Raw genomic sequence first — 19,744 nt, 5'->3', positions numbered from 1 at the left:
CACACTTCACCTGAGGAGGCGTCATGACCACGACCGTCAGTCCGTCAACGACGGACGTCGCAGCTCCGTCCCCGGCCTCCGCGCCGGTCGCTCTCACCCACCGACCCGGCCGCTGGATCGACGGATGGAACCCCGAGGACTCGGCTTTCTGGCAGTCGGCCGGCCGCTCGATCGCCCGCCGGAACCTCGGCTGGTCGATCTTCGCCGAGTTCCTCGGCTTCATCATCTGGCAGCTGTGGTCGATCGTCGTCGTCATGCTGCCCGCAGCCGGCTTCACGCTGACGAGTTCGGAGCTGTTCTGGCTCATCTCGGTGCCGAGCCTCGTCGGCGCCACGCTCCGCTTCCCGTACACCTTCATGGTCGGGATCTTCGGCGGCCGCAACTGGACGATCGTCTCGGCCGCCCTGCTGCTGATCCCCGCCGTCCTCCTCGGCATCGTCGTGTCGAACCCCGAGACGCCGTTCGGCGTGCTCCTCCTCGTCGCCGCGCTCGGAGGCGTCGGCGGCGGCAACTTCGCGAGCTCGATGGCGAACATCACCTATTTCTTCCCGCAGAAGGAGAAGGGCTGGGCTCTCGGCCTCAACGCCGCCGGCGGCAACCTCGGCACCTCCGTCGCGCAGTTCGCGGTGCCGATCGCCGTCACCATCGGCGCCGGGGCGACCCTCAACATCGCCCTCGCCGGCTGGATGTGGATCCCGCTCATCCTCGTGGCGGTCTGGGGCGCGTGGCGCTACATGGACAACCTGTCGTCGGCGAAGGCCGACTTCGCAGGCTCGGCGGCGGCGCTGCGCGAGCCGCACCTGTGGCTGATGGCGCTGCTCTACATCGGCACGTTCGGCTCGTTCATCGGCTTCGCGAGCGTCTTCCCCAAGCTCATCGCCGACCAGTTCCCGACGTTCTCGACCATGCAGGTGGGTCAGACGGCGATCTCCCTCGCGTTCCTCGGCGCGCTCGTGGGATCGCTCGCGCGGCCGTACGGCGGTCGCCTCGCCGACCGTTTCGGCGGCGCCCGTGTGACGGTGGGCGCCTTCGCCGTCATGGCGCTCGGGGCGCTCTCGCTGATCTGGAGCCTGCCGCTCCAGAACTTCTGGGTCTTCCTCGGGTGCTTCCTCGTGCTCTTCGCCGCGACCGGCATGGGCAACGGCTCGACCTACCGCATGATCCCGAGCATCTTCGCCGCTCGGGGTCTCGCCACGGGAGCCGTCCCCGGCACGCCCGCGGGTGTGCAGGTGCAGCGCAAGGCCGCCGCCGCCCTCGGGCTCATCTCGGCGATCGGCGCGTACGGCGGCTTCCTGGTCCCCCAGGTGCTCAACGCGTCGCAGCTCGCGACGGGCGGGTACACGGCGGCCTTCTACGGCTTCGTCGCCGCCTACGTCGGCCTCATGGTCGTCACGGTCCTCGTCTACGTCATCCCCCGGAAGGCGCTGGCCGGCCAACGCATCTGACGGAACCCCCGGACGAACAGCGGGCCGCACCTCCGGGTGCGGCCCGCTCTCGCATTCGGTGACCGACGAGCGGATGCTGCGGCATCCGCCCGTCCGTCAGTAGACGTCGCGGACGTAGCGCTTCTGCGCGACGAGGCTCTTGCGGTACTCGACGGCCGCCTCCTCGGACAGCCCGCCGTGGCGACGCGCGATCGTGACGAGCGTGTCATCGACGTCCTTGGCCATGCGGCTCGCGTCGCCGCACACGTACACGTGCGCGCCGTCCTGCAGCCACCGCCACAGCTCGAGCCCGTGCTCGACCATCCGGTCCTGCACGTAGATCTTCTGGCGCTGGTCGCGCGAGAAGGCGAGGTCGAGGCGCGTGAGGAAGCCGTCCTCGCGCATCGCCTCCAGCTCGTCGCGGTAGTAGAAGTCGGTCGCCGCATGCTGCTCTCCGAAGAACAGCCAGTTGCGGCCGGTGTGGCCGTCGGCGCGCCGGTCGTGGAGGAAGCTGCGGAACGGGGCGATCCCGGTCCCCGGCCCGATCATGATCATCGGCGCGTCGCCCGACGCCGGCACGCGGAAGTGCGGCGACTTCTGCAGGTAGATGGGCGCGGGCTCCCCCGCCGCGGAGTCCGCGAGGAACGTCGAGGCGACGCCGCCGCGGTGCCGTCCGCTCTCGGTCTGGAAGCGCACGACCGAGACGGTGAGCTGCACCTCGTCGGGGCTCGTCTTCGGGCTTGACGAGATCGAGTACTGCCGAGGCTGGAGGCGCTTGAGCATCCTCACCCACTCGTCCGCCGGCGCCGTCACCGGGAAGGCGCGCAGCAGATCGACCGCGTGCATGCTCCACAGGTACTGCTCCAGGCGACCCTTGTTCTCGCGACGCAGCAGGGTCGCCAGGGTCGGGTCGGAGTTGCGCCCGGAGACGAAGGCCAGCAGATCCGGTGTGATCCGGGTGATGTCGAGGTCGGTGGTGAGAGCGTCCTCGAGGAACAGCTCCCGTCCGTCGACCTCGACGATCGCGTGACGGGCGAGACCCGTGACGTCGAGCCACTCGGCCACCATCGCCGGCGCGTTCGCGCAGACGACGCCGAGCGAATCGCCCGCCTCATAGGCGACGCCCGCGCGCGACAGGTCGAAGCCGAACTGGCGGACTTCCTTCGCGGATCCTGCGCCGCTCAGGAGCGTGTTGGTCACGAGCGACGCCCGCACGGGGTTGCTTCGCGTGAAGAGCCGTCGCGTGGCGGGCGCCTCGACCGTGCCTGCGGGGGCGACGGATGCCTCGTCCCCGGTGGTGAGCGTCGAGATGACCTGCTCGAGCCAGGCCGCAGCGGGTTCGGCGTAGTCGGGCTCGCAGTCCACGCGCGGCAGGAGCGCGGTGGCGCCGAGCGCACCGAGGCGGTCGTCGATGCCGCGTCCGTGGCCGCAGAAGTCGTCGTAGCTCGAGTCGCCGATTGCGAACACCGCATAGTCGAGCTCGGGCAGGGCGGGAACGTCCTCCGCGTTGAGCTCGGCCCACAGGTCGGCCGCGTTGTCGGGCGGCCCGCCGTCTCCGAAGGTCGACGTCACCACGAGGAGCCTGCGCACGGCCGCCAGGTCGGTGAGCGACATGTCGACCATGCTCACCGTGCGCGCCGGGATGCCGCGGGCGGTCAGCGTCGCCGCGCACGTCGAGGCGACCTCCTCCGCGTTGCCGGTCTGCGACCCCCACAGCACCGTCACCTCGTCCTGGTCCGCCGCCGCGGGGGTCGCGGCGGGGAGCGGCAGGCCCAGCGGCGTGCGCGAGTAGACGCCGGCGAGCACGCCGTCGAACCACGCGCGGGAGATCTCGCGGAGGGGCGCGCTCGCCGGCAGCACGGGCACCGTGCCGCCCGTCACCGGCGCCGCCTCGAGCGCCGAGAGGAACCCCGAGACATAGGCGCCCTCCGCCTCGCTCAGAGCCGGTGCGGCGCCTTCCCCCGCGCCGGCGGCGGCCAGCACCGCGCGGGCGGCGCCGGGGTGCGGCATCCGCTCGCTCTCTCCGTCGGCGGCGGACCTGTCGGGAGCCGGCCCGACGCGGCGCAGCGCGACGGCCGCGTACTTGAACTCGGGCTGCAGCGACGCGGGATCCACGGCGTCGCTGGTCACCGCGTTGACGGTGAGGTACTCGCCGTGCTCGTCGTTCCAGTGGAAAGGGGCGAAGCAGCATCCGGGGCGGACGCGGTCGGTCACGACCGCAGGGAGCACGGCCCTGCCCCGCCGCGACGAGATCTCCACGAGGTCGCCCGGAGCGATGCCCTCGTGTTCGGCATCGAGCGGATGCACCTCCACGAAGGGGTCGGGATGCAGCTTGCGAAGCTTGTCGACCCGGCCGGTCTTGGTCATCGTGTGCCACTGGTGCTGCAGACGCCCGGTGTTGAGGATCCAGGGGTACTCGTCGTCGGGCAGCTCGCTCGGACCGAGATGGGGCCTCGCGAAGAACTGCGCTCGGCGCGACGGCGTGGCGAAGGCGAGGCGGGGAACGGTGCCGTCCTGCTCGCGGTGGAGCGACTGGCTCACGCCGTCGTTGACGTAGCGGATCGGATGCCGGTCCTCGGCGTCCCCGGGCGGGGCCGGCCACTGCACGGGCCCGCGCCGCAGACGGTCGTAGTCGACGCCCCGCACGTCCCAGCCCGTCTGAGGGTTCCAGAACCGGCGGATCTCGTCAAAGACCTCCGCGGCGGACGCGAACGCGAAGCCCTCGTCGAACCCCATGGCCTGCGCGACGCGGCAGATCGTGAGCCAGTCCGGCTGCGCGTCACCCGGAGGCCGCGCGACGCGCTGCACGAGGGTCATCGTGCGGTCGCTGTTGACCATCACGCCCTCCGACTCCACCCACAGGGTCGCCGGCAGCAGGATGTCGGCGTACGCGTTCGTGGCCGTCTCGGTGAACACGTCCTGCACGATGACCAGCTCGGCCGTCTCGAGCCCCGCGATCACCGTCTTGCGGTTCGCCACCGAGGCGACGGGGTTGGTGCAGATGATCCATGCCGCCTTGATGTCGCCGGCCGCCATCGACCGGTACATCTCGACCGTGCCGGTGCCCGCCTCGTCACGGATGGTTCCCGGCTCCACTCCCCACACGTCTTCGACGAAGGCGCGGTCGGCCGGGCTGAACACCGCGCGCTGGCCCGGAAGGCCCGGGCCCATGTAGCCCATCTCGCGTCCGCCCATCGCGTTGGGCTGGCCCGTCAGCGAGAAGGGTCCGCTTCCCGGCCGGCAGATCGCCCCGGTCGCCAGGTGCAGGTTGCAGATCGCGTTCGTGTGCCACGTCCCCTGCGTGGACTGGTTGAGTCCCATCGTCCACAGGGTCATCCACTCGCCCGCTTCGCCGATCCAGCGCGCCGCGGTGCGGATGTCGGCCTCGGGCAGCCCCGTGACCTCTGCCACGCGAGCGGGGGCGTACTCGGCGAGGAACGCGGGCATGCCGTCCCAGCCCTCCGTGTGCGCCGCGATGAACTCCTCGTCGATGCTGCCGTCCTCGACGAGAAGGTGCAGCAGGCCGTTCAGGAGCGCGAGATCAGTGCCGGGCGCGATCGGCAGGTAGAGGTCGGCGCGCTCCGCCGTCGCGGTGCGGCGTGGATCGACGACGATGAGCTTCGCGCCCTGCTTGAGCCGGTCCGCCATGCGCAGGAAGAGGATCGGATGGCAGTCGGCCATGTTCGAGCCGATCACGAAGAACAGATCGGCGGCGTCGAAGTCCTCGTACGAGCCCGGCGGTCCGTCCGCGCCGAGCGACTGCTTGTACCCCGTTCCCGCCGACGCCATGCACAGGCGCGAGTTCGACTCGATGTGCAGGCCCCGCAGGTAGCCCTTGACGAGCTTGTTCGAGAGGTACTGCGCCTCGATCGACATCTGCCCCGACACGTACACGGCGACCGAGTCCGGCCCGTGCTCGTCGACGATCGCCCGCAGCCGCCGGCCGGCCGCCGCGATCGCCGTGTCGAGAGGTGCGGGGACGGCGTCCTCGCCGCGGGCGCGCCGGATGTGCGCCGTCGACATGCGGCCGGGCGCGTGCATGAGGTCGACGTGGGTCGCACCCTTCGTGCACAGCCGCCCGGCGTTCGCGGGGTGCGCCTTGTCGCCGACCGTGCGGGCGACGACGCGCCCGCCTCCCGAGGGGTCCGGCTTCGTCGACACGGTGATGCCGCATCCCACCCCGCAGTACGAGCACACCGCCCGCACGTCGGACGGCGGCGCGGGCGTGCGCGCGTCGGACGACGGCGCGAGTGTGCTCATGCCCCCGATGATCGCGGAGCGATGTTCCACGCCGTCGCGTGCGGTGTTACCGCCGGATCACATCGACCTCACGGTCGCCTGTGAGCAGGAGTGAGCGGATGCCGCGCCCGCCGCCGCGATCAGGCGCCGGCGTCGTCGGGATCGCGCTCGCCGGGCTCGTCGTCACCGGCATCCGCTCCCGGGATCTCCTCGAAGAGACCCGCCGGCGGAGTGACCACGAGGCGGCCGCCCGGGATGTCGACCTCCGGGACGATCGCCTTCACGAACGGCACCAGCACCTCGCGTTCGGCGTCGACGCGCACGATCAGGAGGTCCTGAGCCGGCATGTGATCGACGCGCACGACGCGCCCGACCGTCACGCCGTCGCGGACGACGTCGAGGCCGACGAGCTGGTGGTCGAACCAGGCGTCCTCCTCGGTCGAGGGCGCCTGCGTGTCCTGGTCGATCCACAGGATCGCGCGGATGAGCTCCTCCGCGGCGTCGCGGTCGTCGACACCCTCGAAGAACGCGACGGGGTGGCTGTTCATCCAGCGGAACTCACGGACGGTGAGGGGCTTGCCGTGCCACGGCGACGACACGGGAACCTGCAGGGTGAAGGTCGCCCCCGGGACGAAGCGCCCCTCCGGGTCGTCCGTGTAGAGCTCGAGCTTGATGGCGCCCTTCAGGCCGTGGGCCTTGACCAGGCGACCGACGCGCAGCTGCGTCTTGCCGGTCGGCGCGGGAGCGAGGTTCTTCGACGACTCGGGGCTCTCTCCCCAGACGTCTGGTTCGCCTGCCACCTCAGTCGTCCGCGACGTCGACGCGGACGCGCCGGCCGTCGGCGAGCGCGCTGATGAGGGTGCGCAGGGCTTTGGCCGTGCGGCCGCCGCGCCCGATCACGCGACCCCGGTCATCGGGGTGGACGTGCACCTCGAGCACGTCACCGCGAGGCGACGTGGACGAGTCGATGCGCACGGCGTCGGGGTGATCGACGATCCCCTTGACGACGTGTTCGAGCGCGGCGGCGAGCAACGGATTACTCGGCGGACTCGGCGGCCTCGTCGGCCGCGTCGGTCGCCTCGTCGGCGGGAGCCTCGACGGGCTCCTCGGCCTTCTTCTCGGCCTTGGGCTTGACGACCGACTTCTTCGAGGAGTCGACCTCGAAGTCGGCCTTCGCCTCCTTGGTGCGGACGGTCGAGACGGCGTTCTTGTCGCCCTTGAACTGACCCCAGTCGCCGGTCAGCTTGAGGAGCGCGAGCACCTGCTCGGTCGGCTGGGCGCCGACGGACAGCCAGTACTGCGCACGCTCGGAGTCGACCTCGATGAACGAGGGCTCCTCGGTGGGGTGGTACTTGCCGATCTCCTCGATGACACGACCGTCGCGCTTGGTGCGCGAGTCGGCCACGACGATGCGGTAGTAGGGCGCACGGATCTTGCCGAGGCGCTTGAGACGAATCTTGACAGCCACGATTCTCCTGAATGTGTGGAAGTGAGTGAACCGATCGCCTGGAGAGTGGGGTGCACACCCGGCGGAAGCTCTGAAGGGAGGATCGCCCCGCCGGATAGAGGGTCGAGCAGGTGATCCAGCCCTCTATTCTTCCATAACGCAGGGACTCCCGCGAACACGCCGCCCACCGGATGACGAACGGTGCCGTGAACACATCGGATCGCGGCATCCGCGTGTCAGACTGTGCCCATGACGGTGCCCTTCGCGACATCCGCCCGCTCGTCGGTAGGCCTGGAGTGGGAGCTCATGCTCGCCGATGGGAAGACGGGTGACCTCGCACCGCGCGCGCCGGAGATCCTTTCCGAGCTCGAGGAGTCGAGCGCGCACGAGCGCTATACGGTCACCGGAGAGCTGCTGACGAACACCGTCGAGGTGACCAGCGGCGTTGGCGACACGGTCGCCGCCGCCGTCGACGACATCGCCGATGCGATCGCGGCGGTCCGCACCGTCACCACGCCGCTCGACGTCGAGCTGCTGTGCGCCGGGAGTCACCCGTTCGCCCAGTGGTACGACCAGAAGGTCACCGACAAGACCCGCTACAACAAGCTCATCGACCGCACCCAGTGGTGGGGTCGCAACATGATGATCTGGGGCATCCACGTGCACGTCGGCGTCGACGACGTCAACAAGGTCTTCCCGATCATCAACGCCCTGGCCGTGTACCTCCCCCACCTGCAGGCCCTGTCCGCCTCGAGTCCGTTCTGGGCGGGCGAGCGCACCGGGTACGCCTCCAACCGCTCGCTGGTCTTTCAGCAGCTGCCGACCGCAGGGCTGCCCTGGCCGCTCGACACGTGGGGTCAGTTCGAGGGCTACATCGGCGATCTCGTCGGCACCGGCGTGCTCGAAGACGCGACCGAGGTCCGGTGGGACATCCGGCCCGCTCCCCGCTGGGGAACGATCGAGGTGCGCGCGTGCGACGGCATGTCGACGCTGCCCGAGCTCGCGGCCGTCGCCGCTCTCGTGCAGGTGCTCGTCGAGCACTTCTCCCGCGAGCTCGACGAGGGCCGCGACCTGGTCACGCTGCAGCCGTGGTTCATCCGCGAGAACAAGTGGCGGGCGGCGCGCTACGGCCTCGACGCGCGCGTCATCGTCGACCGCGCGGGCACGCAGGTACCCGTGACCGACCACCTGCGCGAGACGCTGGCGGCGCTCGGCGACATCGCGGTCGAGCTCAAGTGCGCCCGCGAGCTCGCCGGCATCGAGACCATCCTCGATCAAGGCGCGAGCTACGCCCGCCAGCTCGTGGTGGCGGATGCCGCGGACGGCGACCTGCGCGAGGTCGTGCGCCACCTCATCCGCGAGTTCCGCTCGGGGCCGACGCTGCGCGAGCACCTCTCGACCCTCCGTCACTGACGCCTGCCGCGCCCAGCCGAGCTCCGGAATCTAGGACGACTCGCGAATCGAGGATCGATCGCCACAGGCGGTCCTCTCTTCGCGATTCCTCCTCGTCATCACTCCCCGCGGTGGAGACCCTGTGCGACCGCGAGGAGAATGGTTCGCTCCACCTCTTGCCATCCGAAAAGCACCTGCGCGTAATCGAACCTCAGGACGGTGTACCCGCGAAGGACGAGTCGCGCGTCGTGAGCGATGTCTCGCCTTCGATCGCGGGCCTCACTGTGGTGCTGAAACCCATCGATCTGCACGATGAGCCTTCTGCCGACGAGCAGGTCCACCTGATGTCCTTCGACGAGCACCTGCTGACGAATGGGCAGCGAAAAAGGTCGAAGCCGGAAAACGAGGAGCGTCTCCAACCCGGAGTCCGAGAGGACACCGGCGATTTCTGCCAGCTCTTTCGCTCGGGGTCCTGGCCATGTGATCCGCGCGAGGTGCTCAGCGCTCACCAGGCGAGTTCGCAGCGCCGACTCCCAGACGAGAAGCGCCTGGTCGCGCGGCACGCACGTCGCGATGTGCGCGAGCATGTTATGCGGGTCGTCATGCCAGGCCCAGCGCGCGATCGGCACAGGTCCGGACGCCCAGTGGTAGCGGATGCCGTCGCGGAGCGGTGTCGAGGAGGATCGCGGCATACCCACGTGCAGGTCGTCATGGTCGGCCACCCACAGGCCTCGCCGAACGGCCTCGGACAGGCATGTGAGACGTCCGCCTGCCTCGACGGCCCGGACGCCCGCCGGTGGCGCCGCCGTCGACACGATCCAGGAACGCCTCACCGACCGCATCCGCGCTTGTGCGGTGGACGTTCGAAGGTCGTGATCAGTGAATCCGGCCGCGCGCGCCTCGCTGCGGTGGGCGATGCCCCCGCGAAGATCGATCCATTGCACCAGCGACGCGAGTCGAGCCATGCAGCAAGGCTCGCGTAAAGCTGTCGGGCCGGACGCGCCGCGGATGCCTGCTGTGCAAAGACGCGGCCGAACGTCGCCTGGGGAGGCCGCGAGTCGAGGACACCTCGCGGCGCGAGGATGGATTCGAGGAATCGGTCCTCGTCCCGCGAGCGCTCCTCGTGCGACGCGGATGCGGCGCCGCGGGCCGGCCGGGTCAGCCCTTGCCGAGGAGCTTCTGCAGCTCGGCGAGGTCGGCCTCGCTCGGCCCGCCCTTCGCGCCTCCGCCCAGACCGAAGCCCGATCCGGTGGGCGTCACGGGTGCGGCGGCGATGCCGGCGTTCTCGGCGGCACGCTTGGCGGGGTTGCCCGAGCGGGAGCCCTTCGCCTTCTGCTGCTTGCCCCGCTTGGCCGACGCACCGGGCCGTCCGGCGCCGGGGATCGGGCCCATGCCGGGGATGTTGGGGACGCCGCCGCGCGCGACGGTCTTCATCATCTTGGCGGCCTGGTCGAAGCGCTGGACGAGCTGGTTGACGTCGGTCACCGTCATGCCCGAGCCGCGGGCGATGCGCAGGCGACGCGAGCCGTTGAGCACCTTGGGGTTGCGACGCTCGCCCGGCGTCATCGAGCGGATGATGGCCTCGGTGCGGTCGATCTCGCGCTCGTCGAAGTTCTCGAGCTGGTCCTTCATGGACCCCATGCCCGGGAGCATCCCGAGCATCTTCTTCATCGAGCCCATCTTCTTCATCTGCTGCATCTGATCGAGGAAGTCCTCGAGCGTGAAAGTCTCGGTGGCGAGCTTCTCGGCCATCTTCATGGCCTCTTCCTCGTCGAAGGCCTGCTGGGCCTGCTCGATGAGGGTCAGGATGTCGCCGAGGTCGAGGATGCGGCTCGCCATGCGGTCGGGGTGGAAGGCCTCGAGATCGTCGAGACCCTCGCCGGTGGACGCGAAGATGATCGGTCGCCCGGTCACCGAGGCGACCGACAGGGCTGCGCCGCCTCGCGCGTCGCCGTCGAGCTTCGACAGCACGACACCTGTGAAGTCGACGCCGTCCTGGAAGGCCTTGGCCGTGTTGACGGCATCCTGTCCGATCATCGCGTCGATGACGAACAGCACCTCGTCGGGGTCGGTGGCCTTGCGGATGTCGGCGGCCTGCTTCATGAGCTCGGCGTCGACGCCGAGGCGACCGGCGGTGTCGATGATCACGACGTCGTGCTGCTGCCGGCGCGCCACCTCGACGCCCTCGCGGGCGACGCGCACGGGGTCGCCGATGCCGTTGCCGGGCTCGGGCGCGTAGATCGCGGCGCCCGCCCTCTCGGCGACGACCTGCAGTTGGTTCACGGCGTTGGGGCGCTGGAGGTCGGCGGCGATCAGGAGCGGCGTGTGGCCGTCCTTCTCGAGCTGCCGGGCGAGCTTGCCGGCGAACGTCGTCTTTCCGGAGCCCTGGAGGCCCGCGAGCATGATGACGGTCGGCGGGTTCTTCGCGAACTGCAGTCGTCGCTGCTCGCCGCCGAGGATCGCGATGAGTTCCTCGTTGACGATCTGCACGACCTGCTGCGCGGGGTTCAGCGCCCGGTTCACCTCGTCGCCGAGCGCGCGCTCGCGCACCTTGGCGGTGAACTCCTTGACGACGGGCAGCGCCACGTCGGCGTCGAGCAGGGCCCGGCGGATCTCGCGGACGGTGCCGTCGACGTCCGCGGGCGTGAGCTTGCCCTTGGTGCGGAGGTTGCGGAAGGTCTCGGTGAGCCGGTCGGAGAGGGTGCCGAAAGTCGCCATGATCCCCCGATTCTACGCGAGCGGATGCCACGCCCCGCCGTCGTCCGGAGCGCCGGCGTCAGACCGTGCAGACGGTCGCGCCCAGCACCGCCCGGAGCTCGTCCTTCGCCCGCGCGTAGCGGTCGAGCAGGTCGTCGAGCAGGTCCGGTGTCATGGCGTCTTCCGCGTCAGGTGGTCTTCACCCCGTACCTGTCCGGCCGAGCGCGAAACGTCCGCCGAGCGCCTACTCCTGGGGCCCGAGCTCCTGGAAGAGCGTCAGCTGCAGACCCGCCGGCCCCCGCAGACGCGCGTTGAGCGAGCGCCACGGCGTCTGGCGAACGGATGCCTCGACCCCCGCTCCTCCGGCAGCGAGACGATCGGCGGCCGAGGCCGCGTCGTCGACCTCGAGGGCGAGCCGGATGCGGTCGCTCGCGGCGCCGTCGGTCTCGACGCGGTCGATGAACTCGACCTGCGCGGGGTTCGAGAGCTCGAGCGTCGCGCGTCCGGCGTCGAGGATCGCGACGCGTGCGCCCCCGTCGGCTTCATACGCCTCGGACTGGGGCATACCGACGACATCGCGGTAGAAGGCGAGCGCGTCATCGAAGTCGGGCGCGCGCACGACGACACGCAGCTGGCGGACGGCTCCCGGCGGCTGGATCGCGACGGATGCCGCGGCATCGGCCGCGCGTGACAGGAAGCGCTCGAGCGACGTCACGCCCGCGCCGTCGTGCGCCCACGCCTCGATCGCGGCGAGGACGGCACCTCCCCACGCGGCACCGGCCACTTCAGCGTGCAGACGGTCGGCGCCTTCGCGCACCAGCCGGTCGGCGACGGCGCGCGCGATGCGCGTGCGGCGGAAGGACGCCTCGCGCTCGAACTCGACCCCGAGTCCCATCGCGGTCGCGTTGACGATCGCGAGGGCGAGACTGTCGGGCGCGAAGTCGGCGCCCAGTGCGATGACCGTCGCCCGCACGTCGGATGAGGGATCCGTCGCCCCCTCGTCGGCGAACCGCGACTCGAGCGTCGCCAGCCGCTCGTCGAGGCCGGCCCACAGGATGTCGGACTTCGACGCGAAGTAGTTGAAGAAGCTCGAGCGGCTGACGCCGGCGCGCGATGTGATGTCGGCGATCGACGTCGCTTCGAAGCCCTGCTCGAGGAAGAGCTCGCACGCCGCTTCGGCGAGCGTCTCCTTCGACGACGCCTTCGGCCTGCCCACGCGTCCGGTGCTGCTCATGCCCACACGCTAGCGGTCGTCGCGATCGCCCGTTCGTGGCGTAATGTTGGACGGGATCCAGAAATCGCCACAAGCGAAGGAAGACCATGCTCGAGATCCAGACCGTGGGCCTCTCCCCCGACTTCGTCCCCTACCTCGACGGCTGGGCGATGCAGCGCCGCATCCACGCCGAGGTCGTCGAGGGGTCCCGTCCCGACACGATGCTGCTCCTCGAGCACGAGCCGGTCTACACGGCGGGCGCCCGCACGGCTCGGCACGAGCGGCCGACCGACGGCACGCCTGTCGTGGACGTCGACCGCGGCGGGAAGATCACCTGGCACGGGCCGGGGCAGCTGGTCGGCTACCCCATCGTGCGGCTCGCCGAGCCGGTCGACGTCGTGGCGCATGTGCGCCGCCTCGAGCAGGTGCTCATCGGCGTACTGAGCGAGCACGACGTGGACGGCTACCGCGTGGAGGGACGCAGCGGCGTCTGGGTCCGGCGGCCGCTCGGCGAGGACAAGATCGCCGCGATCGGCGTGCGCGTGCAGCGCGGCGTGACCATGCACGGCTTCGCGCTCAACTGCGACAACAGCCTCGCCGGCTTCCGGGGAATCATCCCTTGCGGCATCACCGACGCCGGCGTCACCACCCTCAGCGAGGTCGCCGGCGCCGATGTCGCGCCGCACGATGTCCTCGACTCGGTGACCCGTGCCTTCCAGGCCGAGTACGCAGCGGAGGTGGCGGCATGAGCGCGTGCGGCACCCCCTCGTCGTCCGCGCCGGCGAGCGGGCCCGACGGGCGCAAGCTCCTGCGCCTCGAGGTGCGCAACGCGCAGACGCCGATCGAGCGCAAGCCCGAGTGGATCAAGACGAAGGCGAAGATGGGGCCCGAGTACCAGGCTCTCCACTCGCTGGTGAAGACCGAGGAGCTGCACACGGTCTGCCAGGAGGCCGGATGCCCCAACATCTACGAGTGCTGGGAGGACCGCGAGGCCACCTTCCTCATCGGCGGGTCGCAGTGCACCCGACGCTGCGACTTCTGCCAGATCGACACCGGCAAGCCGGCGGACTACGACACCGACGAGCCCCGTCGCGTCGCCGAGAGCGTCGTGCGCATGAACCTGCGCTACGCCACCGTGACTGGCGTCGCCCGTGACGACCTGCCCGACGGCGGCGCGTGGCTGCACGCCGAGACCGTGCGACAGATCCACGCGATGAACCCGAACACCGGCGTCGAGATCCTCGCGACCGACTTCAACGGCGACCCGGCGCTGCTGCGCGAGGTGTTCGACAGCCGCCCCGAGGTCTTCGCCCACAACGTCGAGACCGTCCCGCGCATCTTCAAGCGCATCCGTCCCGCGTTCCGCTACGAGCGCTCCCTCGACGTGCTGACGCAGGCGCGCAGCGCCGGCCTCATCACGAAGTCGAACCTGATCCTCGGAATGGGCGAGGAGCCCGAAGAGGTGGTGCAGGCGCTGCAGGATCTCCACGACGCCGGGACCGACATCATCACGATCACGCAGTACCTGCGTCCGTCACCGCGTCACCTGCCGGTCGCGCGATGGGTGAAGCCCCAGGAGTTCGTGGAGTTCAAGGAGGAGGCCGAGCGCATCGGGTTCCTCGGCGTGCTCGCGGGCCCGCTCGTGCGGTCGTCGTACCGCGCCGGCCGCCTGTGGGCGCAGTCCATGGTGTCGAAGGGCCGCGAGATCCCGCCGCACCTCGCGCACATCGCCGAGGCGGCGGAGCTGGGGTTCGCGCAGGCCGTGTGACCGGCTGAGCGAGACCGCGCAGCCTCAGGCGGTCGGCCAGATGTAGGGCAGGTCGTCGGGGACGTCTCCGAAGAGCGGACGATAGAACTCCGGATCCTTGCGGACGAGGTTCGACCGGTGGGACAAGTGGAACGCCTCGTCGCCGAGCCACCGCGGCATCTCCACGTCGGCCTGCGGCACGCCGTCGACCTCGGGCGCGAACTCGAGGAGCTGCGGACGCACCGTGTCGGCGCGCCCCATCGCGGTCCAGGCATCCGTCATGGCGAGACCGTACGCGACGAGCGCTGGAAGCCGCCCCGCCCACATCTTCGCCGCCGGATGGTGGCGCCACCCGTAGTCGGGCACCGTGTTCGCGCGCAGCAGCTGCAGCGTCTCGACGCGCTGCTTCCCGAGGCGCGGCGGGTCGAGCGCCGCAGCGGAGTCCGCGAACGAGGGGTAGGGCAGAAAGGTCTGCACTCGATCTATTCGGCGCTCGTCACCGAGAGCACGCCGCCCTCGGAGTCGAGATTGACCAGGAGCACGTCGTCGGTCGCGTCGGGGTCGAGCGCGTACTCGAGCACGGCGAACGGGTCGGACCCGCCGTGCTCGTCGGCCAGGATCGTCATGCTCATCAGCTGGAGTGAGCGGATGACGTCGATGTGCACGTCGCCGGAGATGTCGACGAGCAGGTCTTCCAGCTCGTCGCCGAGAGAATCCTGCTGCTGGAGGATGTACTCGGTCACCTCGCTGGTGCGATCGCTCAGCTCGTTGACCATGGAGTTGCGCGCACTGCGGTCGATGTCCTCGATGGCCGAGATGAGTCCCGCCGCCACATCGAGAGCCGCCTCCGACACGTCGTCCTGGTCGGGCGCGGTGAGGTCCACCGTCACCGACTGATCCCCCAGCTCGACGTTCTCGGACCAGAATATCGAACCGTCGGGCCCCGACTCGAGGAGTCCGAAATAGTCGTGCTCGATCGCCATGCCCCCATGAAACCAGCCTCCGCGCTCAGACGGTAGCCCTGGCCGCGCGTCGCGCGAATCCGTTACTCGCGCGACACTCCCGGAGTGCGTCAGTCGACGAGGGATGCCGCGAACACGTGGGGCGTGAAGCCGGTCAGGTCGCCGATCCCCTCGCCCTGGCCGAGGAGCTTGACGGGGATCCCGGTGCGCTCCTGCACCGCCAGCACGAAGCCGCCCTTGGCCGATCCGTCGAGCTTCGTGAGCACCAGACCGGTCACGCCCGCGTGCTCGAGGAAGGCCTGCGCCTGCATGACCCCGTTCTGCCCGGTGGTCGCGTCGAGGACGAGCAGCACCTCGCTGATCGGCGCCTGCTTCTCGATGACCCGCCGGATCTTGGTGAGCTCGTCCATGAGCCCGCCCTTCGTGTGCAGGCGGCCCGCCGTGTCGACGAGAACGATCTCGGTGCCGGTGCGCTTGGCGTAATCGATGGTCTGGAAGGCGACGGATGCCGGATCCTGCCCCTCCTGCTGCGGCCGCACGATCTCGGCTCCGCCCCGCTCCGCCCAGGTGGCGAGCTGGTCGACGGCTGCAGCGCGGAAGGTGTCGGCCGCGCCGACCACGACCGAGCGGCCGTATCGCTGGAGGAACTTGGCGAACTTGCCGATCGTCGTGGTCTTGCCGACGCCGTTGACCCCGACGACGAGGACGACGGCAGGACGCTCCGTCAGGCGCAGCGTCGTGTCGAACTTGGCGAAGTGCTCCTCGAGCGTCTCCTTCAGCATGCGCTGGAGATCCTTCGGGTCGGTGGTGCGGTAGCGCTCCACCTTCTCGCGCAGCTCGTCGACGATCCGCTCGGTGATGTCGGGACCGAAGTCCGCCGTCAGCAGCGCCGTCTCGAGGTCGTCCCACGTGGTCTCGTCGATCGTGGGCTTGACGAACATTCCACGCAGCGCGCGACCGAGCGACCAGGAGCTTTCAGCCATGGCACCAGCCTATGGCGCACGCGCGGCCTCAGCCGTCGGCGCGCTCGGGGTCAGCTCGCGGCGCGCTCGCCGATCCGCTGGCCGACGACGGCCGAGACGCCGTCCTGTCGCATCGACACACCGTAGAGCGCATCGGCGATCTCCATCGTGCGCTTCTGGTGGGTGATGACGATGAGCTGGCTCGATTCGCGCAGCTGCTCGAAGACGCCGAGCAGGCGCCCGAGGTTCGCGTCGTCGAGGGCGGCCTCGACCTCGTCGAGGATGTAGAACGGGCTCGGACGCGCCTTGAAGATCGCGGTGAGCAGCGCGACTGCGGCGAGCGAGCGCTCGCCGCCGGACAGCAGCGACAGCCGCTCGATCTTCTTGCCGACCGGACGCACCGCGACCTCGATGCCGGTCGTCAGCGGGTCGTCCGGATTCGTCAGTGAGATGCTGCCCGACCCGCCGGGGAACAGGATCGGGAACACCTCGCCGAAGGCCGTCCTGGTGTCTTCGAACGCGGCGAGGAAGATGACCTGCATCCGCTCGTCGAGCTCCTCGATGATGGTGATGAGGTCCTTGCGCGTCTGCGTCAGATCGGCGAGCTGCTCGGTGAGGAACTTGTGCCGCTGCTCGAGGGCCGCGAACTCCTCGAGGGCGAGCGGGTTGACTCGGCCGAGCTGTGTCAGTTTCCGCTCGGCCTCCTGCAGCCGGCGGCGCTGCTGCGCACGTTCGTAGGGGACGGATGCCTCGTCCGCGCCTCCGCCTGCATCGTCGCGCTCCTCGTCGCCGTCGCCGTCGCCGTCGCGATTCGGCGCGGCATCGACAGGAACAGGCTGATCCGGGCCATATTCCGAAACCAGAATGTGCTCATCGAGACCCAGCTCGGAACTCACCCGCTCGAGGATGCCGGTGACGTGCAGGCGCTTCTCGTGGATCTGCAGCTCGAGGCTGTGGACGCTCTCCGTGAGCCCGGCGAGCCGCTCTCGGGCTGCCGCCTCCTGACCGCGCAGCTCGCTGAGCTCGGCAGTGAGCGCGGTGCGCTCGGACTCGGCCTGCGCCTGCTCGAGACGCGCCTGCACGAGGGAACGCTCGACCGAGTCGAGGACGGCGGGAAGCTGGGCGGCGACGCCGGCCGCCGTCTCGCGCTGCGCACGCCGCACCACCGCCCGCCGGGCCGCCTCGGCGGCCGCCTCGCGTTCGCGTTCGCGCTGGCGCTCCAGCCCCAGAACACGAGCCTCGCCCGCTCGGATGCGCTCCTTGAGGGTCTCGACATCGAGGCGCGCTCTCATCTCGGCGTCGCGCGCACCCTCGAGAGCGGCGAGCATGCCGTCCCGCGCCGAGGCGTCGAGGATGGGCCGCGGCGCCTCGAGGGCAGCTGTCAATTGGTCGCCGGCCGATCGGGCCGCCCCCTCCGCATCCTCCACCGCCGCTGCGGCCTGCGCGAGTCCGGATGCCAGGCGGTCGCACTCGGCGACCGCGGCCTCGAATCGCACCGTGGCGCGGTTGACCTGCTCGGTGTGGGCGGCGAGAGCGGCGTCGTGCTCGCGCAGTGTCGTGAGGGCGGCCGTCGTGCGCTGACGGGTGCGCTCGAGTTCGCCCGTGGCATCGTGGAGCGCCTCGCGCAGCGAGTCGGCCACGACGATGATCTCGTCGCGACGCTCGGCTGCGGCATCCCGCTCGGCGGCCAGCTCGAGACGCGAGCGGCCCTGACCCGACCCGGCACGCACGGTGTACTCGGTCACGACCTCGCCCGCGCGCGTCACGACGGTGACAGGTCCGCCCACCCCCGCCGCGGCGAGCACCGGTCCTGCGGAAAGAGCCGCGTCCAGGTCGTCGGCGACCACGACGAACGCCAGGATTCCCAGCACGCCGTCGGGCGCGGAGACGACATCCCGTGCCGGCACGACTCCGGCGATCTTCGGGAACTCGGGGCGCATGGTGCCGGCCTGGGCGATCGCGATGTCGACGGTGCCGAGGTCGCCCTCTCGGGCGAGTCGCGCGGTCGCGACCGCATCGTCGCGACTCTCGACGAGGATCCCCTCCACGAGGGGTCCCAGGGCGGCGGCGATCGCCGCCTCGTACCCGGCCGTGATCCTGACGGCGTCGCCGAGGAGCCCGCGGACCCCCGCGGCTCCGCGCTCGACGATCTCAGCGGCTGCGTTGCGCCCGTCGAGCGCGCGGCTGAGCGCGGAGGTCTGCGCCGTGAGAGCCTCCGCCTCGCGCTCCGCGGCATGAAGGCGTTCGCGCAGAGCACCCACGGTGGTCTCGGCCTCGGTCGCATCGCGCTGGGCGCGCTCGTACGCCGATGCGTACTCGGCCGCCGAGCCCTCCGGCACCAGATCCGGATCGACGCCGGCGAGGGTCTGCTCCGCCTCGGCACGCCTGGTCAGCGCGGCATCGAGGGAGCGCTGCTGACGTTCGACGGCCGCCCGCACGGCGGCCAGGGCCGACTCGGCCGCCTCCGCCGACCCCCGCAGTGCCGTGAGGCGCAGATCGTGCTCCGAGACGAGGGCGCTCTGCGCAGCGATGTCGGTGTCGAGCGCGTCGAGTTCGCCGCGCGCGCGCATCACGCCGCGCGAGGCCTCGGCCGCGGCATCCTGTGCCCCGCCCAGCCCGTCCGCGATGTCCTGGATCTCGGCGCGGGCCTCGTCGATCATCGCCTGCGAGACGGTCGTGAGCTCGATGCGCTCGTCGTCCTCGGCCTCGCCGAGCAGCGCCAGCCGCTGGCCCGCGAGGGCGTACAGGCTGCGCAACCGCTCCTGGACCCGCTCGAGCCCGTACGTCACGCGGCGGGCCTGGTCCACGGCCTCCGACCGCTGCTGCGCCTCGAGCTGCTCTATGCGGGTGCGGGCGTTGTCGAGCCTGTCCTGCAGCACGATCCGCTCGGCGTGGCGCTCCTGCTCGCTGTGCGCGTGCGACGCGAGCTCGGCGCGGAGCCCGACGATCTCGTCGGCGAACAGGCGGGCCTTGGCGTCGCGCACGACGGCGGCGATCGTGGCCGCCTCGCGGGCGATCTCGGCCTGCCGGCCGAGCGGCTTGAGCTGGCGCCGCAGCTCGCCGGCCAGGTCGCTCAGCCGCGTGAGGTTGGCCTCCATCGCCTCGAGCTTGCGGAGGGTCTTCTCTTTGCGGCGGCGATGCTTGAGGATGCCCGCGGCCTCCTCGATGAAGCCGCGGCGGTCTTCGGGCGACGCCTGCAGGACGCTGTCCAGGCGGCCCTGCCCGACGATCACGTGCATCTCGCGGCCGAGGCCCGAGTCGCTCAGCAGCTCCTGCACGTCGAGCAGCCGGCAGACCTCGCCGTTGATGGCGTATTCGCTCGCGCCGTTTCGGAACAGCGTTCGGCTGATCGTGACCTCGGAGTACTCGATCGGCAGGGCGCCGTCGCTGTTGTCGATCGTGAGCTGCACCTCGGCGCGGCCGAGTGGCCCGCGCGTCGCGGTACCGGCGAAGATGACGTCCTCCATCTTGCCGCCGCGGAGGGTCTTGGCACCCTGCTCCCCCATCACCCACGCGAGCGCGTCGACGACGTTGGACTTGCCCGATCCGTTCGGACCGACGATGCAGGTGACGCCGGGTTCGAGCGCGAACGTCGTCGGCTGGGCGAACGACTTGAACCCTTTGAGCGTCACGCTCTTCAGGTGCATGTGTTCGCCTCCGC

At 70.5% G+C, this 19,744-nt stretch carries 15 protein-coding genes; 4 read left to right on the top strand and 11 right to left on the bottom strand.

What is annotated here, in order from left to right:
* The first annotated feature begins 23 nt into the window (after window positions 1-23).
* Window positions 24-1,445 (top strand): MFS transporter, encoded by a 1,422-nt coding sequence (locus OB08_RS06935; protein WP_461473494.1) that lies wholly within the window; start codon window positions 24-26, stop codon window positions 1,443-1,445.
* Between the two features lie 96 nt (window positions 1,446-1,541).
* On the opposite strand, the gene OB08_RS06930 is transcribed toward OB08_RS06935, so the two are convergent.
* The 4 genes from OB08_RS06930 to rpsP form a co-directional block, all read right to left on the bottom strand.
* Window positions 1,542-5,684, bottom strand: a complete 4,143-nt coding sequence (locus tag OB08_RS06930; protein ID WP_461473492.1) for a molybdopterin-dependent oxidoreductase — start codon at window positions 5,682-5,684, stop codon at window positions 1,542-1,544.
* A gap of 119 nt (window positions 5,685-5,803) precedes the next feature.
* Window positions 5,804-6,463 carry a ribosome maturation factor RimM gene (rimM, locus tag OB08_RS06925; protein WP_461473490.1) on the bottom strand — a complete coding sequence of 220 codons (660 nt, stop codon included), beginning with the start codon at window positions 6,461-6,463 and terminating at the stop codon, window positions 5,804-5,806.
* A gap of 1 nt (window position 6,464) precedes the next feature.
* On the bottom strand, window positions 6,465-6,695 hold the full coding sequence (locus OB08_RS06920; RefSeq protein ID WP_055965452.1) for an RNA-binding protein: 231 nt from the start codon (window positions 6,693-6,695) through the stop codon (window positions 6,465-6,467).
* A gap of 4 nt (window positions 6,696-6,699) precedes the next feature.
* The gene (gene rpsP, locus OB08_RS06915; protein ID WP_461473487.1) at window positions 6,700-7,131 is read right to left on the bottom strand and encodes a 30S ribosomal protein S16; all 432 of its coding nucleotides are present in this window, start codon (window positions 7,129-7,131) and stop codon (window positions 6,700-6,702) included.
* Window positions 7,132-7,359: 228 nt separating this feature from the next.
* Here rpsP and OB08_RS06910 point away from each other — a divergent pair, with 228 nt between their 5' ends.
* On the top strand, window positions 7,360-8,523 hold the full coding sequence (locus OB08_RS06910; RefSeq protein WP_461473485.1) for a glutamate--cysteine ligase: 1,164 nt from the start codon (window positions 7,360-7,362) through the stop codon (window positions 8,521-8,523).
* A gap of 98 nt (window positions 8,524-8,621) precedes the next feature.
* On the opposite strand, the gene OB08_RS06905 is transcribed toward OB08_RS06910, so the two are convergent.
* The 3 genes from OB08_RS06905 to OB08_RS06895 all read right to left on the bottom strand — a co-directional run bounded on the left by OB08_RS06905 (window position 8,622) and on the right by OB08_RS06895 (window position 12,433).
* Window positions 8,622-9,467, bottom strand: coding sequence for an endonuclease domain-containing protein (locus OB08_RS06905; protein ID WP_461473483.1), 846 nt, complete (start codon window positions 9,465-9,467; stop codon window positions 8,622-8,624).
* 193 nt (window positions 9,468-9,660) lie between these two features.
* A complete protein-coding gene (ffh, locus tag OB08_RS06900) occupies window positions 9,661-11,220 on the bottom strand; it encodes a signal recognition particle protein (protein ID WP_461473481.1) in 1,560 nt (519 codons plus the stop codon).
* 223 nt (window positions 11,221-11,443) lie between these two features.
* Window positions 11,444-12,433, bottom strand: coding sequence for a TetR family transcriptional regulator (locus tag OB08_RS06895; RefSeq protein ID WP_461473479.1), 990 nt, complete (start codon window positions 12,431-12,433; stop codon window positions 11,444-11,446).
* Window positions 12,434-12,519: 86 nt separating this feature from the next.
* Between OB08_RS06895 and lipB the strand changes: the two genes are divergently transcribed.
* Window positions 12,520-13,161: a lipoyl(octanoyl) transferase LipB gene (gene lipB / locus OB08_RS06890; RefSeq protein ID WP_461473477.1), complete on the top strand. Its 642-nt coding sequence runs from the start codon at window positions 12,520-12,522 to the stop codon at window positions 13,159-13,161.
* A complete protein-coding gene (gene lipA / locus OB08_RS06885; protein ID WP_461473475.1) occupies window positions 13,158-14,180 on the top strand; it encodes a lipoyl synthase in 1,023 nt (340 codons plus the stop codon). The genes lipB and lipA overlap by 4 nt, the downstream gene beginning before the upstream one ends.
* Before the next feature lie 24 nt (window positions 14,181-14,204).
* On the opposite strand, the gene OB08_RS06880 is transcribed toward lipA, so the two are convergent.
* The 4 genes from OB08_RS06880 to smc form a co-directional block, all read right to left on the bottom strand.
* Window positions 14,205-14,636, bottom strand: coding sequence for an MSMEG_6728 family protein (locus OB08_RS06880; protein WP_461473473.1), 432 nt, complete (start codon window positions 14,634-14,636; stop codon window positions 14,205-14,207).
* A 5-nt stretch (window positions 14,637-14,641) separates the two neighbouring features.
* Window positions 14,642-15,142 carry a DUF2004 domain-containing protein gene (locus OB08_RS06875; protein WP_461473471.1) on the bottom strand — a complete coding sequence of 167 codons (501 nt, stop codon included), beginning with the start codon at window positions 15,140-15,142 and terminating at the stop codon, window positions 14,642-14,644.
* Window positions 15,143-15,231: 89 nt separating this feature from the next.
* Window positions 15,232-16,104 (bottom strand): signal recognition particle-docking protein FtsY, encoded by an 873-nt coding sequence (gene ftsY, locus OB08_RS06870; protein ID WP_461473469.1) that lies wholly within the window; start codon window positions 16,102-16,104, stop codon window positions 15,232-15,234.
* Between the two features lie 50 nt (window positions 16,105-16,154).
* A complete protein-coding gene (gene smc, locus OB08_RS06865) occupies window positions 16,155-19,730 on the bottom strand; it encodes a chromosome segregation protein SMC (RefSeq protein WP_461473467.1) in 3,576 nt (1,191 codons plus the stop codon).
* Window positions 19,731-19,744 lie beyond the last annotated feature (14 nt).

The sequence above is a fragment of the Microbacterium sp. HJ5 genome (assembly GCF_054824025.1).
Note: the sequence above shows the minus strand (reverse complement) of the source record. Positions and strands in the feature narration are given on the sequence as shown.

What these genes read in the sequence shown, in the direction of transcription:
- ftsY (WP_461473469.1), bottom strand. Translation starts at nt 16,104, where the DNA reads ATGGCTGAAAGCTCCTGGTCGCTCGGTCGCGCGCTGCGTGGAATGTTC.
- lipB (WP_461473477.1), top strand. Translation starts at nt 12,520, where the DNA reads ATGCTCGAGATCCAGACCGTGGGCCTCTCCCCCGACTTCGTCCCCTAC.
- smc (WP_461473467.1), bottom strand. Translation starts at nt 19,730, where the DNA reads ATGCACCTGAAGAGCGTGACGCTCAAAGGGTTCAAGTCGTTCGCCCAG.
- ffh (WP_461473481.1), bottom strand. Translation starts at nt 11,220, where the DNA reads ATGGCGACTTTCGGCACCCTCTCCGACCGGCTCACCGAGACCTTCCGC.
- OB08_RS06905 (WP_461473483.1), bottom strand. Translation starts at nt 9,467, where the DNA reads ATGGCTCGACTCGCGTCGCTGGTGCAATGGATCGATCTTCGCGGGGGC.
- OB08_RS06875 (WP_461473471.1), bottom strand. Translation starts at nt 15,142, where the DNA reads ATGGCGATCGAGCACGACTATTTCGGACTCCTCGAGTCGGGGCCCGAC.
- OB08_RS06910 (WP_461473485.1), top strand. Translation starts at nt 7,360, where the DNA reads ATGACGGTGCCCTTCGCGACATCCGCCCGCTCGTCGGTAGGCCTGGAG.
- OB08_RS06930 (WP_461473492.1), bottom strand. Translation starts at nt 5,684, where the DNA reads ATGAGCACACTCGCGCCGTCGTCCGACGCGCGCACGCCCGCGCCGCCG.
- OB08_RS06895 (WP_461473479.1), bottom strand. Translation starts at nt 12,433, where the DNA reads ATGAGCAGCACCGGACGCGTGGGCAGGCCGAAGGCGTCGTCGAAGGAG.
- lipA (WP_461473475.1), top strand. Translation starts at nt 13,158, where the DNA reads ATGAGCGCGTGCGGCACCCCCTCGTCGTCCGCGCCGGCGAGCGGGCCC.
- OB08_RS06935 (WP_461473494.1), top strand. Translation starts at nt 24, where the DNA reads ATGACCACGACCGTCAGTCCGTCAACGACGGACGTCGCAGCTCCGTCC.